This is a genomic window from Streptomyces sp. NPDC056987, from assembly GCF_042673865.1.
Lineage (GTDB): Bacteria > Actinomycetota > Actinomycetes > Streptomycetales > Streptomycetaceae > Streptomyces.
Window position 1 is genome coordinate 101,501 of record NZ_JBHURV010000014.1, and the last position, 16,674, is coordinate 118,174.

The window sequence follows — 16,674 nt, forward strand, 5'->3', positions numbered from 1 at the left end:
GTCAATGTCCTGTGGACGGACGGACGGACGCAACGGAACCGGCGAAGGACATCTATGCCTTCTGGGCTGGGGCCAACTCGGCGCTGGGGAGCCTGTCCGCGGTGGCGTCCGCGCGCCGCCGGGGGAGGAAGGAGGCCAGGAGCAGGGCGAGGAGGGCGGCGCCGCAGCCGATGCCCATGATCACCTTGAAGGAGTTCTCGGAGGGCAGGGCGTGGCCGGCGAAGTCGATGGTCATCTGGGAGATGATGACGCCGCAGGCGGCGCTGGCCAGGGAGCTGCCGACGGACCGCAGCAGGGTGTTGACGGCGTTCGCGGAGCCTGTCTCGGACACCGGCACCGCGCTCATGATGAGCGTGGGCAAGGCGCCGTAGGCGAAGCCGACGCCGGCGCCGACGATGCAGGAGATGAGGACCAGCTGCCAGACCTCGCTCATCATGAAGATGTTCAGGGCGTAACCGGCGGCGACGATGACGGCGCCGATCATCAGGGTGTACTTCGCTCCGAAGGCCCGGGAGATTTTCGAGGACAGGGGGGCCGCGATCATGACGACCAGGCCCTGGGGTGCCAGGACCAGGCCCACGGCCAGCAGGTCCTCGCCCAGGCCGTAGCCGGTCTGCGCGGGCAGCTGCATGATTTGCGGAACGATCAGCTGGAGGGCGAACAGGGAGAAGCCGAACGCCAGGCCTGCGAGGTTGGTGAACAGCACCTGGGGCTTGGCGGTGGTCCGCAGGTCGACCAGCGGCTGGGCGGTGCGCAGTTCGAAGAAGCCCCAGGCGACCAGGACGATCACGGCGGTGGCGAAGAGACCGACGGTGGTGCCGCTGGCCCAGCCCCAGGCGCCGCCCTTGGAGATGGCCAGCAGCAGGGCGACCAGCCCGCCCGCCAGCCCGATGCCGCCGAGCAGGTCGAAGCGCCCGCCGGTGCGCACCTTGGACTCGGGCACGAGCAGAGAGACGAGCGCGAGGGCGAGGACGCCGAGGAGGCCTGAGGCCCAGAACAGGGCGTGCCAGTCGAAGTTGTCGGCGACGAAGGCGGCGACAGGCAGGCCGAGGGCGCCGCCGATGCCGAGAGAGGCACTCATCAGGGCGGTCGACGCGCCGAGGCGCTCGGCGGGCATCTCGTCACGCATGATGCTCAGGCCCAGTGGGATGACGCCGGCGGACAGCCCCTGCAGAAGGCGTCCGAGAATCATCGGGGTGAGGGAGTCGCTGAGAGCGACGATGAACGAGCCGGCGGTCACCATGGCCAGGCTGAGCAGAAGCATGCGGCGCTTGCCGTACATGTCACCGAGGCGCCCCGCGATGGGGGTGGCGACGGCGGCGGCGAGCAGTGTGGCGGTCACGGCCCATGCGGTGTCGGAAGCCGGGGCGTTCAGGTACTTCGGCAGTTCCGGGACGATCGGGATGACCAGCGTCTGCATCAGTGAGACCACGATCCCGGCAAAGGCCAGCACCGCCACGATCACATTCGGGTTCCGGGGCGCGGGATCTGTGCTCGCCGCGGGTGGGGTGGGGATGTCGGGCATGGCTGGTCTCCGTCTGGACAGTCAGGGATGGGGATGGTCCCGTATTTAAATCAACGGGTTGATTTAAAATGTACCCCTGAGGATCGGCCAAGTTCAAGTCGAGCCGGCCGCATCCGGCGCGGCGACGCGCGTCGAGGTGCAGGAGGATGGCCTGAACCGGTCGTGTCATTGCGTAGGCTTTCGTCATTTGATCTCGTCGTTCCTGACGGGGATCCGCGGTGGTCTGGGGGACGGGCTCCCGCGGACCGGTGTGATGTCCCGAAGTGGTGGTGGCGATGTCCGACAGGACGAGACGGGACGAGCAGGTCAACGCGACGCGTGAGGCGCTCCTGAGGGCGGCGGAGCGGCTGTTCGCCGAACACGGGGTGCATGCAGTCGCCAACCGTCAGATCAGCGAGGCCGCAGGGCAGGGCAACAACGCCGCGGTCAGTTATCACTTCGGCACCAAGGTCGACCTGGTCCGCGCCCTTGCGCGCCGGCACGCGGAGGGGATAGAGGCCGGCCGCCTGCGCATGGTGGCCGGCGTCGGCGGCTCCGCGGAGCTGCGGGACTGGGTGGCCTGCGCGGTTCGTCCGGTCACCGAGTATGTGGAGGGGCTGGGCACTCCCAGCTGGTACGGCCGGTTCATCGCCCAGGTCACCGCCGACCCGGCCCTGCGGGCCGTCACGACGGAGGAGTTCGCGGCCGCCTCGCCGTCGATGCGCAAGCTGCAGGAGGGCCTGAACCGCTGTCTGCCCGACCTGTCGGCCGAGGTGCACGCCGAACGGAGCGCCATGACGCGTCACCTCGTCACGCAGATGGTCGCCGAACGCGAGCGCGCCCTCGCGGCTGGTGACCCGACTCCTCGCGCCGACTGGCGTGGGACGGCGGATGGCCTGATCGATGCCGTCGTCGCCCTGTGGCAGGCGCCGGTCACGCGGGAGGGGTGACCGAGGGGCGGCTTCGGTTGAACCGAAGGGCCCGGCCCGCCCAAAGATTAAATCAATGGGTTGACTTAATTTGCTGAATGGTGTTGCCTGAATCTCCGAGGAGCTCAAGTCGAAGGAGACGGGATGGCCCGAAGCGACTGCGGACCGGCCTCGCGCCGTCCCGGGGCGGCGGCCGTCGGACGGCCACCACCAGGAGGCCGTGCTTCGAACGCCCCGGGCACGGCGGTTGAGTTGACGCGGGGCGTGGTGAAGCGCTTGGCCACCGGACACGCGGGTGACGGTCGCCACCCCGCCCCGGCACGCCGGCCGCCCGACAGCGGAACAACCCCGCCCGCGGCCGGCTGACGGGCCGCGTCGATGCCGGAGCGCGGAAATGGCCCCCGGCGCCCTCGCATGAACACCCCCCTGGGCGGCACCCGTCCTCTCCGTGACCTCTTGGTCGAAGCGTCCTGCGCATCCTCGACGATGCGGCAGGTCAGCGGCCCTCTCCCGCGTACCCGAGGGCTCCCAGCTGCGCGGCACGCTCGACACGCGCACCGCCGTGGCCGCGCGCCGATGTACACACGCCCCCTGCCTGAACCACGCATACAACAGCTCGGCGATCTCTCGATGGCCGTTTCCCGAGGAGGAATCAGTGACCAGCGCCATAGGCAATCCGACGAGTGGGACCCCGACCGAGATCCCGGAGTACGACATCAGCAGGTCCGCGCGGTGCCCGCTGGACCCCGCGCCCGCGATGAGCGCACGGCAGTCGGAGGGCCCGCTGACGCGGGTCCGGCTGTGGGACGGCAGCACCGCCTGGCTGGTGACCGGTTGGAACGAGCACCGGGCGGTGCTGTCCGACCAGCGGGTCAGCGTGGACCCCATGCGCCCCGGCGCCCCGAAGCTCTCCGCCGGGGAGGCATCGATGGCCGAGGCCTTGAGGAAGCAGGGCAGGAGCACGACCGGCATGAGCTTCATCATGATGGACGACCCCGAGCACATCCGACTGCGGCGGATGGCGACGTCCGCGTTCACCATCAAGCGGGTGGAGGCGATCCGCCCGCCCACCCAGCGGGTCGTGGACGACCTGATCGACAAGATGCTCGACGGCCCGAAGCCGGCCGATCTCGTCGAGGCGTTCGCACTGCCGGTGCCCTCGCTGGTGATCTCCGAACTGCTCGGAGTGCCCTACGACAGCCACGAATTCTTCCAGACCAACAGCAAGGCCATCATCAACCGGAACACGTCCGGTGAAGACCGCCTCGCGGCACGCCAGCAGCTGATCGATTACCTGGACGAACTGCTGGGCGAGAAGCTCACCAAGCCCGGTGAGGACCTGCTCTCCGGGCTTGCCGAGCGCGTCAAGGCCGGCGAATTGACCCGGCGGGAAGCCACCGAGATGGGGGTACTGATGCTGTTCGCGGGGCACGAGACCACCGCGAACATGATCGCACTGGGCACGCTGGCCCTGCTCCAGCACCCTGACCAGCTGGCCCTGGTACGCGACAGTGACGACCCGAAGGTGATCGCCTCCGCGGTCGACGAACTGCTGCGCTGGATCACGATCACCCACGGCGGACTGCGACGGGTGGCGCTGGAGGACATCGAGATCGCCGGCGAGGTCATTCGCGCCGGCGAAGGCATCATCACGGTCAACGAGACCGCGAACCGGGACGCGTCCGTCTTCCCCGACCCCGACCGGCTGGACATCACGCGTGACGCCCGCCGTCATGTGACCTTCGGCTACGGGATCCACCAGTGCCTGGGCCAGCCCCTCGCCCGCATGGAACTGCAGGTCGTCTACCCGGCCCTCCTGCGGCGGATCCCCACCCTGGCACTCGCCGCCGACCTGGAAGAAATCCCGTTCAAGCACGACGGGTTCATCTTCGGAGCCTATGAGCTGCCTGTGACGTGGTGAGGAACGCCACGCCCCATGACGTGGTGATCGTAGGGGCTTCGGCAGCCGGACTGACCACAGCCGAAGCCCTGCGCAACAAGGGATACGACGGCGCACTCACCCTCATCGGCGATGAGCCACATCTTCCGTACGACCGGCCTCCGCTGTCCAAGCGGATCCTCTCCGGCGCCTGGGAGCCGGAGAAGGTGCGACTACGCGACCACCAGGCCATCGGCAGACTGGACGCGGACTTCCGGCTGGGACGGACAGCCGTCGCACTGGACGCCCCAGGACGGAAGGTGCTGCTCAACGACGGCGCTCAGGTGGCATTCGACGCCCTGGTCATCGCCACCGGAGTCACCCCGCGCCGGCTGCCCGGCGACGGCCTGGCGGGCGTGCACGTCCTGCGCACGCTCGACGACGCCCTCACACTCCGCACCCACCTGCTGGCCCGGCCCAAGGTCGTGGTCGTCGGCGCAGGATTTCTCGGAGCCGAGGTGGCGGCGGTCGCCCGCATCATGGGGCTGGACGTCACCCTCGTCGACCCACTGCCCGTACCGATGCGCCGCCAGTTCGGCGACCCGATCGGGAGACTCGTCGGGCAGACGCACAGCGATCACGGGGCCACCCTGCGCCTGGGCGTCGGTGTGGCCCGGTTCCTGCAATCCGCCGGCCGGGTGGCCGCCGTCGAACTGGCCGACGGCACGAAACTCGACGCGGACGTGGTCGTGGTCGGTGTGGGTTCCACACCGGCCACAAGCTGGCTGGCCGACTCGGGACTCCCTCTCGGGAACGGCGTGGAGTGTGACGCCCAATGCCAGGCCGCCCCCGGCATGTATGCCGCCGGAGACGTCGCGTCCTGGTACAACCCGCACTTCGGCGTGCGCATGCGCGTCGAACACCGGCTCAACGCCACCGAACAGGGCGCGGCAGTGGCCGCCAACATCCTCGGCGAACAGCGTCCCTTCGCCCTCGTCCCCTACTTCTGGAGCGACCAGTACGACGCCCGCATCCAGGCCCATGGCATCTTCCCCGAACACGCGGACGTCACGGTCGTGCACGGCAGCCTGAACGACCGCAAGTTCGTCGCCGCCTACGGCCACGAGGGCAAGGTCGTCGGAGTGCTCGGCTGGAACAGCCACCGCGAACTGCGCACACTCCGCCAACTCGTCGTCGACCACGCTCCCTGCCCCAGCGCACGCACAACGGAAGGAAGTCAACAGCCATGAAGGATCACCTGATGTACCGGCGCGAGTTCTCCATAGGAGGCGAGTGGGTCAAACCCGCGGGCACCGCGGTCCTGGAAGTCGTCTCCCCGTCGTCCGAGGAGGTCGTGGGCGAGGTTCCGATCGCGACGGTCGAGGACATGGACCGGGCCGTGGCGGCGGCTCGTGCCGCGTTCGACGACGGCCCCTGGCCCCGGATGACACCGGACGAACGAGCCGATGTCCTCGCCCGAGCCGCCGAGTTGTTGCGGCAACGCAACGCCGAGATCGCCGAAGTGCTCACCGACGAGATGGGCGTGGCCAGCAGCCAGGCACCCCTCCAGACGGGGACGATCGCCCCGGTGTTCGACTACTACGCCGAGATGATCCGCACCTTCGCGTTCGACCGCGTGGTGCGCTCCGGCGACCTCGTCGGTCTGGTGGTCTCGGAACCGGTCGGCGTGGTCGGGGCGATCGTGCCCTGGAACGCCCCCGTGACGCTGGCCGCGTGGAAGGTGGCTCCGGCGCTGGCGGCCGGCTGCACCGTAGTGCTGAAGCCCCCGCCCGAGGCGCCGCTCAGCAACTACATCCTCGCCGAGGTGCTGCACGAGGCGGGCGTGCCGGCCGGAGTGGTCAACGTCGTGCCCGGCGACCGGGAGGTGGGAGAGCATCTGGTGACCCACCCCGGCACCGACAAGATCGCCTTCACCGGTTCGACCGCGGCCGGGAAACGGATCATGAGTCTGTGCGGCGATCGGATCAAGCGGGTCTCCCTGGAACTCGGCGGGAAGTCCGCGGCGCTCGTTCTCGACGACGCGGACGTGGAGACCATCACTGCCAACATGGTCCGTGCCAGCATGCACAACTCCGGGCAGGTGTGCGCTGCCGTGACGCGCATCCTGGTGCCCCGGGCACGGTACGCCGAGGCACTCGAAGCGGGGGCGGCCCAGTCGTCGGGCATCCCTGTCGGGGATCCGCACGACCCGGCCACCGTGGTGGGCCCGCTCGTCGCCGAGCGGCAGCGCGACCGTGTGGAGGGCTACATCGGGCTGGCGGCCGAGGAAGGCTTCCGGGTCGTCGTCGGCGGTGGCCGCCCGAGCCATCTGCCCAAGGGCTGGTACGTCGAGCCGACGATCCTCGGCGACGTCGACAACTCGATGCGGGTGGCGCAGGAGGAGATCTTCGGACCGGTCGTGTGCGTGATTCCCCACGACGGCGACGATGACGCGGTCCGCATCGCCAACGACTCCCGGTACGGGCTGTCGGGAAGTGTGTGGACGGGCGATCCCGCCCGCGGCCTAACGATCGCCCGGAGGCTGCGCACCGGGGGAACCGTTGTCAACGGTGGTATCCCTCCTCAGCCGTTCGTCCCCTTCGGAGGCTTCAAGGAATCGGGCATCGGCCGTGAACTCGGCGTCGAAGGCCTCCACCAGTACCTCGAACCTCACACCATCGGCATTCCCCCCGCCCTCGCTCCGACCATGAAAGGTGACGCACGATGAAGGCCGCTGTGGCGTACGAGCCGAACAAGCCGCTGGTACTGGAGGAGGTGCCCACGCCGGCCATCGGCCCGCGGGACGTGCTGGTGAGAGTCGAGGCCAGCGGCATCTGCCACACCGACCTGACCTCGATCAACCGCGCCGAACGGACCGAGCCCATGGTGCCCGGCCATGAGGCCTGCGGCACGGTCGAGGCCGTCGGCCCCGATGTGCGCCGGGTGGTGGTCGGCGACCGCGTGCTCGCCTCCGTCTCACCCGCCTGCGGTCTTTGCTGGTGGTGTGTCAATACGATGTCCCACCACTGCGAGCGCAAGGCGCTGAGGTTCATACCCCGGTACGACCTGCCCGGCGGGAAGAAGGCATCGGCTCTCTGCGGCTGCGGCTCGTTCGCCGAGGCCATGGTCGTGGACGAGGCGACCATCGTGCCCGTACAGACCGACCTGCCCGACGAGCAGCTCGCCCTCCTCGGCTGCGGTGTCACCACCGGCCTGGGCGCCGCCCTCAACACGGCCGTGGTCAAGCCAGGGTCGAGCGTGGCCGTCATCGGCTGCGGCGGGGTGGGCCAGTCGGTCATCCAGGGGGCGCGCATCGCCGGCGCGGCCACCATCATCGCCATCGACCTGTCGCCCGGCCGCCGCGAAGCGAGCCTGCGGGTGGGCGCCACGCACGGTGTAGACCCGGCCGACGGCGACCCGGTCGAGCAGGTCCGCGCCCTCACCGGCGGGCGCGGCGCCGACTACACCTTCGAGGCGGTCGGGCTGCCCAAGCTCCTGGTGCAGGCCTTCGACATGGCGCGGCTGGAGGGCACGGTGACCTACATCGGGATGCCCGCGGAGCGAGAGGCGACCCTGACCATCCCGGCGGTATCCGCCATCTTCACCGGCAAACGGATCCAAGGCTCCGTCGTGGGCGGTTCCCAGATCCTGCGGGACTTCCCCCGCTTCATCCGCCTTGCGGAGACCGGCCAGTTGGACCTCGGCGGGATGGTGTCCCGGCGTATCACGCTCGACGAGATCAACGAGGGTATGGAACTGCTTGAGCGCGGGGAGGGCGTCCGCACCGTGATCGTGTAGCCACGGACCGGCGCCGGTCCGACGATTCAGCCCTCCCTCCTTCGACAGTTCCTGGAGTTCCCGCGCGATGAGCACAGCCGCAGTCAATGAGTCCGGCACCACGGATGAACAGCCCAAGGCCCAACGGCAGGTCCTCGTGGCCCTCAGTGGCTTGCTCATCGCGCTCTTCGTCGCGACCCTGAGCAGTACGGTGGTCTCGACCGCGCTGCCCAAGATGATCGGCGCGTTGGACGGCTCGCAGACGCAGTACACCTGGATCGTCACCGCAACCCTGCTCACCACGACCGCCACCACCCCGATCTGGGGCAAGCTGGCCGACCTGTTCAGCAAGAAGAACCTCGTACAGGTAGCTGTCGCCGTCTTCGTACTCGGTTCGGTGGCGGCGGGGGTGAGCCAGTCCGCCGGGCAGCTCATAGCCGCTCGCGCCCTGCAGGGCATAGGCGTCGGCGGCGTACAGGCCCTCGTCCAGATCGCCATCGCCGCGATGATTCCCCCTCGCGAACGCGGCCGGTACAGCGGCTACCTCAGCAGCGTCACCGCCCTGTCCACCATCGGCGGTCCGCTGCTCGGCGGTTTCATCGTGGACACCTCATGGCTGGGCTGGCGGTGGTGCTTCCTCATCAGCATTCCGTTCGCCGCCGCGGCACTGGTTCTGCTTCAGCGGACGCTGCGCCTACCGGTCGTCCGACGTGACAACGTGAAGATCGACTACCTGGGCGCCGCCCTGATCACCTCGGGCGTCAGTGTGCTGCTCATCTGGATCTCGTTCGTCGACAACTCGTTCGCCTGGGGTTCCTGGCAGACCGCCGCCATGGTCGGTGCGGCACTGGTTCTGCTGTCTGTCGCCCTATGGGTGGAAACTCGCGTTGCAGAGCCCATCGTGCCGCTGCACATCATCAAGCAGCGCACCACCGTGCTGGCCATCCTCGGCAGTCTCGCCTCAGGTACGGCCATGTTCGCGGCCTCGGTCTACCTCAGTCAGTACTTCCAGGTCAGCCGGGGTTACACGGCCACCGAGGCAGGAATGCTGACGATTCCGATGATGGGCGGTGTCCTGGTCTCCTCCATCCTCGCGGGCCGTATGCTCAGCAGGACCGGAAAGCTCAAGCCGTTCGTCGTCATCGGTTCTGTCCTGCTCACGACCGGGTTTGCCGGACTCGGCACCATCGACCACCGGACGTCTCTGGTCTTTATGAGCGTGGCGATGCTGTGCATCGGCACCGGGGTCGGCATGACCATGCAGAACTTCGTCCTCGTCGTGCAGAACTCCGTCCCGCTGAAGGACATCGGCACGGCCAGCACCGCCGTCACGTTCTTCCGGTCTCTGGGCGGCACGTTCGGCGTCACCGTTCTCGGTGCGATCCTGGCCCGTCAGGTTGCCGACGGGATCGCGCAGGATCACGAATCCGCCGCTGTCGCCTACGGCGACGCGACGGGAACCATCTTCCTCATCGGCTCTGCCGTCGCCGCGCTCGGCATCATCGCGGCGGTCCTGTTGAAGCCGGTAACCCTGCGAACCAGCCTCGACACGTCCGAACCGTCTCCCGTAACCACCGCCGAAGCGGCCGGCACCGGGCGGTGAGGCTCGGAAGCCGGGTCGCCCGGTGGAATCTTCCCGCGAGCGATCCGTGATGTCGGCCTGATCGCTGGTCACCACGGGGAGTTCTTGCGAACACCGGCCACGGCCACCAGCTACGGCGGGGCCCGCGGGCGTCCGCCGGTCGGCTCGTCCGCGGGCCCCGCCGATGTGCTCAGGCGGTCGGCAGAGGAAGCGCCTTGAAGGTGTGGTTCTGCCACAGCCGGCGCGAGATCTCATGGGGGTAGGCGGTGACCGCCGGCTGTGCGTCGAAGACCTGGGTCAGGCGGTGCCGGGAGTCGTATGCGGGCCAGCCCGGGCCGCCCGAGGTGGCGAAGGACGTCCACGCCGTGCGGATCTGGGAGGTGAGGACGCGCGCCTCGGCAGTGTGCTCGGGGCCGATGGCCACCGGCCCCAGGTGGGCGTCGTAGGTGCCGAACAGCAGCGGGCCGTCCAGACCGTGGCAGGCACGCAGCAGGCCCTCCTTGCCAGGGGACTGCCAGGCCAGCTCGTACAGGTGCGCTCGACCGCCACCGGTGACCTGGGCCTCGGCCAGGTGCAGGGCCGGCATGCGGAAAAGCCAGTCGGTCTGTACGAGTTCGAACAGGTCCTCGGCGGACTTGTCGGGGAACGCCTCGCGGTAGGCGCGTTCCCCGTCCTTCCCCGGGCCGAAGTGCCGCAGCACCTCTGCCGTCTGCTCCTCGGTGACCGTGCCGAACAGGTTGCCGAAGAGGAAGAACGTGCGCCACTCGTCACGGTTGTGGCCGATGATCAGCTCCACGTCCTTTCCGGCGCCGCGCGCCAGCCCTTCCCAGGGAGCCACCGGCAGCACCTCGCCGTCGACGACGGGCGAGAAGAGCGTGAGGCTGTGCGCGAATGAACCCCAGCGTCCCTCGTACTGCCGCATCTTTGACCCCAGCGCGTGCCCGACCGCCGGGAGTTCCCGTGGATCCACACCGGACAGTTCCCTGACCGTGGGACGGAGCCCCGCTTCGGCGGCGATGGCGGTCGAGACGTCCCGGGCCAGGGCGTCGGAGAGAAAGGTGCCCGGCAGGCTCTGTCCGATGGCTCGCCGGAACAGCCCTTTCGCCCTCGGCATGACCATCAGGGAGGCGATGGATCCGGCGCCGGCGGAGTCGCCGAGGACGGTCACCTGGTCGGGGTCGCCGCCGAACGCCGTGATGTTCTCGCGCACCCACTTCAGGGCGGCGACCTGGTCGAGGAGACCACGGTTGGCGGGCGCGCCGTCGATGGGGGAGAAGCCCTCGACGCCGAGGCGGTAGTTCAGCGACACGAAGACCACGTCGCCGTCACGGGCGATGTGCCGGGCGTCGTAGCCCGGGCTTCCGGAGAAGCCGTGCTTGTAGGCGCCGCCGTGGATCCACACCATGACCGGGCGGCGAGCGGCCGGATCCGGAGCAGGTGTCCAGACGTTGACCGTCAGCCAGTCGTCGCCCGTGCCCATGAGGAAGTCGCCGCCACTGCGACCGCCCATGTTCGCGTCCTGCGGCGGCGGCGGACCGAAGGCGTTTGTCTCCCGCACGCCGTCCCAGGCGCGCGCCGGCCGGGGCGCCTGAAAACGGGCCTCGCCGAGCGGGGGTTCGGCGTACGGGATGCCGCGGAAGACGGCCAGGCCGCCCTCCGCGCGGCCGCGCACCACACCGGTGGTGGTACGGACCTCGGGCTCTGGGGTGTTGACTGCGGGCATGGGAGCTCCTCATCGAAGTAATAAACCGAGTGATTTAACAGTTGCCTATTTTTTGACACTTGTCTAGTGTCGAAGGCATGCCGGAACGACAAGACCGTCGGGTGCTCCGCTCCCGCGCCGCTCTGATGGCCGCCGCGGTACGCCTGGTGTCCGAGCGTGGTACGACCGCCCTCCCGGTCGGCGACCTCGCCGACGCCGCAGACGTCAGCCGGCAACTGGTGTATCTGCAGTTCGGGGACCGTGACGCGCTCCTGGTGGCGGCGGCGGCCGACCTGGTCGAACGCGATTTCCTGCCGGACATCGGGGACGGTGGCGAATCGCCTCACGCGCGCGTGCTGGCTATGGCCCGGCATTTCGCCGGGCGCCGCCCCTTCTACCGTGCGATGCTCACCGGATCCTGTGCCTTCGCGATGTCCCGGGCCCTGAACAGGCTGTTCGGGTCGCTTGTCACTCCGGCGGGCCTGAGGGAGGCATTCGGCGACCTCGACGAGACCACCGCACAGGACTTGGCGGCACTGATCACCGGTGGCACGGGCGCGATCGTCAATGACTGGCTGATCGACGCGGACGAGCCCCTCGACCCCGACGAGCTGACGGGCCGCCTGCTGCACCTCTTGACGGCCTTGACTCGCGGCCGCCTCGTCCGGTATCGGTCGGCGGAGGCCGCGTTGGGTGAACCTGAACACGCGGCCCCGAGTATCCGCCGACGGAAAACTATGTGATCACGTCGGCGGCATTTGCCCCAGCCGGCTGAGGTGAGGGCCGGCGGCAGCCTGTGGGACCGGCGTCGCGGAGCTGCGTGAGGTCCCTGTGAGGTGATGATGATGGCGGACAGAACGAGACAGGTCGAGCGGGTGGCTGCGACGCGAGAGGCGTTGCTGAGTGCGGCAGAGCGACTGTTTGCCGAAAGCGGGGTGTACGCGGTGGCCAACCGTCAGATCAGCGAGGCTGCAGGGCAGGGCAACAACGCCGCGGTCAATTACCACTTCGGTACCAAGGCCGACCTGGTCCGCGCGATCGTGCACAGCCATGCCGAGCGGATCGAGGGAATCCGGGCGCGGATGCTGGCCGACATCGGCGACTCCGTCGCTCTGCGGGACTGGGTGGCCTGCGCGGTCCGTCCGACCACCGAGCACCTGGAGGCTCTGGGCAACCCGAGTTGGTACGCGCGGTTCATTGCTCAGGTCACGGCCGACCCCGCGCTCTACGCGATTACGGCCGAGGAAGTCTCCGCCGTCGCTCCGTCGACGCGGGCGGTGCAGGAGGGCCTGATCCGGTGCCTGCCGGACCTGCCCGCGGAGGTGTACGCGGAACGCGCGGCTATGACGCGCCACCTGATCACGCAGATGTCCGTCGACAGGGAGCGCGCCCTCGTGGACAATGCCTCTACCCCTCGTGCGACCTGGCGCGAGGCCGCCACCGGCCTCATCGACGCGATCGTCGCGTTGTGGGAGGCGCCGTTCACGCCTGAGCCGTGACGTGACCGGATACCGGCCCGAACCGCCGTACGGGTGATCAGGAGTGGGGGCTTTCACGGGGACCGGTGTGCCGTGGGGGTGCGGGCGTGCCGTCCGGTGAGGAGGCGCGCGTACGATCCGGCGCGCCGGCGGTGTGGGCGGCTGCGGCGGACGGGATCCGCGCGAGTGATGGCCTGTTCGGCCACGGCTCGGGGGGACGGGCCTCCAGGGCGGAGGGGCGCTCCTCGTGATCGACTAAATCACCCGCTTGACTTTTTTAAATCGTCGGGTTTACTTGTTTGTGGAGAGGCGACGCGGCCACGTCGCAGCAGGTGGGCGTCCAGGAGCGCGGGAGATGGTGGCGGTGCCGGTCAGGACGCGGCGACCGCACCGGATCGACCGCTCGGCCGGTGTGTGCCGGCCCCTCGGTCGGAGGGGCCGTCCGGTCGCGCGGACGTATGTCGAACGTGAGGGGCCACTCGCTGAGTGGGCCCCTCCCTGCCGCCGGCCTGGATGATCTCCCTGCAAGTGACCATAAGTAACCGTCTGACCGTGAACAGCCCCCAGAGGCACTTCCGCGCAACCAGACCAACCCGGATGACGGTTGCGCCGTTCCCCCCCCGCTGCCCGAAGGCCCCGACGAAGGGCAGCGACAGAAAGGACAGCGCCATGACCAGCGCACAGAACGTGAAACCGGCAGCAATCCCCGACTTCCCGATGGCCAAGGAGGCGCGCTGCCCGTTCGACCCGGCCCCTGGCCTCTACACCCAGAGGGAAGAGGGCCCGCTGACCCGGGTCCGGCTGTGGGACGGCAGCACCCCGTGGCTGGTCACCGGCTACGCCGAGCAGCGGGCAGCGCTGGCGGACCCGCGGGTCAGCGCCGATATCAACAGCCCCGGCTACCCCCTGACGATGCCGCTGCCTTTCGGAGGCACCAGGCGCAGCTTCATCGGCATGGACGACCCGGAGCACGCCCGGTTCCGTCGGATGGTCACCGCGCCGTTTGCCGTCAAGCGGGTCGAGGCCATGCGTCCGGCCGTGCAGAAGATCGTGGACGAGCTGATCGACGACATGCTCGCAGGCCCGGCGCGGGTGGACCTGGTGGAAGCGTTCGCCCTGCCGGTGCCCTCGCTGGTGATCTCCGAACTGCTCGGTGTGCCGTATGAGGACCACGCGTTCTTCCAGGAGAACAGCAAGACGATCATTCAGCGGACCTCCACGCCCGAACAGCGGCAGGCGGCCAACATGGCGCTGACCGACTATCTGGACGACCTGGTCGGTGAGAAACTCGCCGCTCCCGGTGACGACTTGCTGTCCGGACTGACCGAGCGTGTCAAGGCGGAGGAGCTGACCCGGCAGGAGGCGGCCCGCATGGGCACACTGCTGCTGATCGCCGGGCATGAAACCACCGCCAACATGATCACCCTGGGCACGCTGGCCCTCCTGGAGAACCCCGGCCAGATGGCCGCCCTCCGCGACACCGGCGATCCCAAGCTCGTCGCCTCGGCCGTGGAGGAACTGCTGCGCTACCTGAACATCGTCCACAACGGGCGGCTTCGCGCCGTGCTGGAAGACATCGAGATCGGCGGCCAGATCATCCGCGCCGGCGAGGGCCTGATCATGCCCAACGAGATCGCCAACCGCGATCCCCACATGTTCCCCAACCCGGACGATCTGGATATTACCCGCGACGCCCGCCGCCATATGGCCTTCGGCTTCGGCGTCCATCAGTGCCTGGGCCAGCCACTGGCCCGTCTGGAACTCCAGGTCGTCTACAGCACCCTCTACCGGCGGATCCCCACCCTGAAACTGGCCACCAGCCTCGACCGGATCCGGTTCAAGTACGAGGGCCTCGTCTACGGCGTCCATGAGCTCCCCGTGACCTGGTAATCCCGCACACCACTCACGGCCTCTTCTCAATCCAGCCAATGAACCGTCTAAGGAGTTCAGCGATGAAGGTCACTGTGGAAGAAGACAAGTGCTGTGCTGCCGGCACCTGCGTAGTGATCGCACCTGAGGTGTTCGATCAGCGTGAGGACGACGGCATCGTGATCCTGCTCGACGCGCACCCCTCCGAGGATCAGCACGCCGCGGTGCGCGAATGCGTCAGCGTGTGCCCCGCGGGCGCGATTCACGTGAGCGAGGACGCATGAACACCCCCTCCAGCGTTCTCGTGGTCGGAGCCTCCGCGGCCGGACTCTCCACGGCAGAAGCCCTGCGACGCAAGGGATATCAAGGCAGTCTGACCATGCTGGGCGCCGAGCCGCACCTGCCCTACGACCGGCCGCCGCTGTCCAAGCAGGTCCTTTCCGGTGCGTGGGAGCCGGACCGGGCCCTCCTGCGCCAGCCTGCCGCGCTGTCCTCCTTGGACGCCGAGTTCGTCGTCAACGATCCGGCGGCCGGCCTTGATCCGCAGGAGCGCACCATCCGAACCGCTTCGGGTCGTGTACTACGGGCCGACACGATTGTCGTGGCGACAGGTGTCCAGCCCCGCACATTCCCCGGCCAGGACAGCCTCGCCGGGGTCCATGTCCTGCGCACTCTCGACGACGCACTGGCCCTGCGGTCCGATCTGGTGACCTCCTCACGCCTCGTGGTGGTGGGAGATGGCGTGCTCGGTACGGAAATCGCTGCCACCGCACGGAGCACAGGCCTGTCGGTCACCTTGGTCGGGCCCCAGAGGGCCCCTCTGGCGAGCCAGTTCGGTCCCGTGGTGGCGAAGCAACTCGCTGAACTGCACACCGACCGCGGAGTCGATCTGCGGCTCGGTGTCGCAGTCGACGGGCTGGCCCAACGGGACGGACGCGTCACGGGAGTACGGCTGGCCACCGGCGAAGTGCTGCCCGCCGATGTGGTCGTGGTGGCGTTCGGTTCCGTCCCCGCGACAGACTGGCTCGCGGGCAGCGGCCTCAAGGTCGACAACGGAGTGGTGTGCGACTCCCGGTGCCGTGCCGCGGACGGCATCTACGCGGTCGGAGACGTGGCCCGCTGGTACCACGACGACCTCCACACCCTGCTGCGCCTGGAAAACCGCACCAACGCCACCGAGCAGGCCGGCCATGTGGCGGCTGACATCCTCGGCGAGAGTCGGCCCTACACCCCGGTCCCCTACTTCTGGACCGACCAGTTCGACAGCAAGATCCAGGTGCATGGCGTGCTGTCGGCCGACGCCGAAGTGACCGTCGTGGACGGAGACATGACGCAGGGCCGATTCGTCGCGCTCTACCAACGGGAGGACGCCATCACCGGCGTGCTCGGCTGGAACATGCCGAAGCAGACCCGCCTGCGCCGCCAGGAGGTCCTCGACGCCTTTCGGGAACTCCGGAAAGCGGACACGCCCGGGACACTGACGGAATTGATCGCCTAGCGCTCCTCGTTCGGATCAGGCTGGGCTCGCGTGCCCGTGGTGACATCAGCCGTTGACGCGGCGGGCGCGCTCCCTGATCCGGCTCTCCCGGGCCACCCGACAACTTGCGGAGAATCCGATGAAGGTGACTGTCGATCAGGACAAGTGTGTCGCATCCGGCCAGTGCGTCGTGACCGCCGCACAGGTCTTCGACCAACGAAATGCGGACGGCATCGTGGTTCTGCTCAGCGACAACCCGCCTGCCGAGCAGGCCGACGACGTACGGCAGGCGGCAGCAGTCTGCCCTGCGTTGGCCATCACGATCGAGGAATGAGAGATCCGGGACGCACCGGCTGGTACCGGGAGGTCCGTGCTGGGCCCTGCGCATCCGTAACTCTTCGCCGCGGGACGGACGTTCGGGCGAGATCGACACCGGTGACCGGTTCGCCATTCCGTCGGCGATCCCATCGTGAAACA

14 protein-coding genes are annotated in these 16,674 nt (G+C 68.7%); 12 read left to right on the forward strand and 2 right to left on the reverse strand.

The annotated features are described in order from the left end of the window. Window positions 1–52: 52 nt before the first annotated feature. Window positions 53–1,525: an MFS transporter gene (locus tag ACFTZC_RS18485; RefSeq protein WP_382890897.1), complete on the reverse strand. Its 1,473-nt coding sequence runs from the start codon at window positions 1,523–1,525 to the stop codon at window positions 53–55. A gap of 275 nt (window positions 1,526–1,800) precedes the next feature. Between ACFTZC_RS18485 and ACFTZC_RS18490 the strand changes: the two genes are divergently transcribed. The 6 genes from ACFTZC_RS18490 to ACFTZC_RS18515 all read left to right on the forward strand — a co-directional run bounded on the left by ACFTZC_RS18490 (window position 1,801) and on the right by ACFTZC_RS18515 (window position 9,692). Then, on the forward strand, window positions 1,801–2,454 hold the full coding sequence (locus ACFTZC_RS18490; RefSeq protein ID WP_382890899.1) for a TetR/AcrR family transcriptional regulator: 654 nt from the start codon (window positions 1,801–1,803) through the stop codon (window positions 2,452–2,454). A 634-nt stretch (window positions 2,455–3,088) separates the two neighbouring features. Beyond that, complete coding sequence (locus ACFTZC_RS18495; protein ID WP_382890901.1) at window positions 3,089–4,354, forward strand: cytochrome P450; 1,266 nt, start codon at window positions 3,089–3,091, stop codon at window positions 4,352–4,354. A 20-nt stretch (window positions 4,355–4,374) separates the two neighbouring features. Then, complete coding sequence (locus tag ACFTZC_RS18500; protein ID WP_382890903.1) at window positions 4,375–5,562, forward strand: NAD(P)/FAD-dependent oxidoreductase; 1,188 nt, start codon at window positions 4,375–4,377, stop codon at window positions 5,560–5,562. Beyond that, a complete protein-coding gene (locus ACFTZC_RS18505; RefSeq protein WP_382890905.1) occupies window positions 5,559–7,040 on the forward strand; it encodes an aldehyde dehydrogenase in 1,482 nt (493 codons plus the stop codon). The genes ACFTZC_RS18500 and ACFTZC_RS18505 overlap by 4 nt, the downstream gene beginning before the upstream one ends. Next, window positions 7,037–8,110 (forward strand): zinc-binding dehydrogenase, encoded by a 1,074-nt coding sequence (locus ACFTZC_RS18510; RefSeq protein WP_382890907.1) that lies wholly within the window; start codon window positions 7,037–7,039, stop codon window positions 8,108–8,110. Before ACFTZC_RS18505 ends, ACFTZC_RS18510 begins: the two co-directional genes overlap by 4 nt. Before the next feature lie 67 nt (window positions 8,111–8,177). Continuing rightward, complete coding sequence (locus tag ACFTZC_RS18515; protein ID WP_382890909.1) at window positions 8,178–9,692, forward strand: MDR family MFS transporter; 1,515 nt, start codon at window positions 8,178–8,180, stop codon at window positions 9,690–9,692. Between the two features lie 169 nt (window positions 9,693–9,861). On the opposite strand, the gene ACFTZC_RS18520 is transcribed toward ACFTZC_RS18515, so the two are convergent. Continuing rightward, window positions 9,862–11,394 carry a carboxylesterase/lipase family protein gene (locus ACFTZC_RS18520; RefSeq protein WP_382890911.1) on the reverse strand — a complete coding sequence of 511 codons (1,533 nt, stop codon included), beginning with the start codon at window positions 11,392–11,394 and terminating at the stop codon, window positions 9,862–9,864. A 125-nt stretch (window positions 11,395–11,519) separates the two neighbouring features. Here ACFTZC_RS18520 and ACFTZC_RS18525 point away from each other — a divergent pair, with 125 nt between their 5' ends. The 6 genes from ACFTZC_RS18525 (at window position 11,520) to ACFTZC_RS18550 (ending at window position 16,531) form a co-directional block, all read left to right on the forward strand. Beyond that, entirely contained in the window at window positions 11,520–12,116 is a 597-nt protein-coding gene (locus ACFTZC_RS18525) for a TetR family transcriptional regulator (RefSeq protein ID WP_382890913.1), read from the forward strand. Between the two features lie 102 nt (window positions 12,117–12,218). Beyond that, window positions 12,219–12,872, forward strand: coding sequence for a TetR/AcrR family transcriptional regulator (locus tag ACFTZC_RS18530; protein WP_382890915.1), 654 nt, complete (start codon window positions 12,219–12,221; stop codon window positions 12,870–12,872). 648 nt (window positions 12,873–13,520) lie between these two features. Beyond that, window positions 13,521–14,741, forward strand: coding sequence for a cytochrome P450 (locus ACFTZC_RS18535; RefSeq protein ID WP_382890917.1), 1,221 nt, complete (start codon window positions 13,521–13,523; stop codon window positions 14,739–14,741). Between the two features lie 62 nt (window positions 14,742–14,803). Continuing rightward, window positions 14,804–15,004 (forward strand): ferredoxin, encoded by a 201-nt coding sequence (locus ACFTZC_RS18540; RefSeq protein ID WP_382890919.1) that lies wholly within the window; start codon window positions 14,804–14,806, stop codon window positions 15,002–15,004. Beyond that, window positions 15,001–16,218, forward strand: coding sequence for an NAD(P)/FAD-dependent oxidoreductase (locus ACFTZC_RS18545; RefSeq protein ID WP_382890921.1), 1,218 nt, complete (start codon window positions 15,001–15,003; stop codon window positions 16,216–16,218). The genes ACFTZC_RS18540 and ACFTZC_RS18545 overlap by 4 nt, the downstream gene beginning before the upstream one ends. Window positions 16,219–16,336: 118 nt before the next feature. Continuing rightward, window positions 16,337–16,531 carry a ferredoxin gene (locus tag ACFTZC_RS18550; RefSeq protein ID WP_382890923.1) on the forward strand — a complete coding sequence of 65 codons (195 nt, stop codon included), beginning with the start codon at window positions 16,337–16,339 and terminating at the stop codon, window positions 16,529–16,531. Window positions 16,532–16,674 lie beyond the last annotated feature (143 nt).

Coding starts and splice junctions, on each gene's coding strand:
- ACFTZC_RS18485 (WP_382890897.1), bottom strand. CDS start 1,525: ATGCCCGACATCCCCACCCCACCCGCGGCGAGCACAGATCCCGCGCCC.
- ACFTZC_RS18490 (WP_382890899.1), top strand. CDS start 1,801: ATGTCCGACAGGACGAGACGGGACGAGCAGGTCAACGCGACGCGTGAG.
- ACFTZC_RS18505 (WP_382890905.1), top strand. CDS start 5,559: ATGAAGGATCACCTGATGTACCGGCGCGAGTTCTCCATAGGAGGCGAG.
- ACFTZC_RS18510 (WP_382890907.1), top strand. CDS start 7,037: ATGAAGGCCGCTGTGGCGTACGAGCCGAACAAGCCGCTGGTACTGGAG.
- ACFTZC_RS18515 (WP_382890909.1), top strand. CDS start 8,178: ATGAGCACAGCCGCAGTCAATGAGTCCGGCACCACGGATGAACAGCCC.
- ACFTZC_RS18520 (WP_382890911.1), bottom strand. CDS start 11,394: ATGCCCGCAGTCAACACCCCAGAGCCCGAGGTCCGTACCACCACCGGT.
- ACFTZC_RS18525 (WP_382890913.1), top strand. CDS start 11,520: ATGGCCGCCGCGGTACGCCTGGTGTCCGAGCGTGGTACGACCGCCCTC.
- ACFTZC_RS18530 (WP_382890915.1), top strand. CDS start 12,219: ATGGCGGACAGAACGAGACAGGTCGAGCGGGTGGCTGCGACGCGAGAG.
- ACFTZC_RS18535 (WP_382890917.1), top strand. CDS start 13,521: ATGACCAGCGCACAGAACGTGAAACCGGCAGCAATCCCCGACTTCCCG.
- ACFTZC_RS18540 (WP_382890919.1), top strand. CDS start 14,804: ATGAAGGTCACTGTGGAAGAAGACAAGTGCTGTGCTGCCGGCACCTGC.
- ACFTZC_RS18545 (WP_382890921.1), top strand. CDS start 15,001: ATGAACACCCCCTCCAGCGTTCTCGTGGTCGGAGCCTCCGCGGCCGGA.
- ACFTZC_RS18550 (WP_382890923.1), top strand. CDS start 16,337: ATGAAGGTGACTGTCGATCAGGACAAGTGTGTCGCATCCGGCCAGTGC.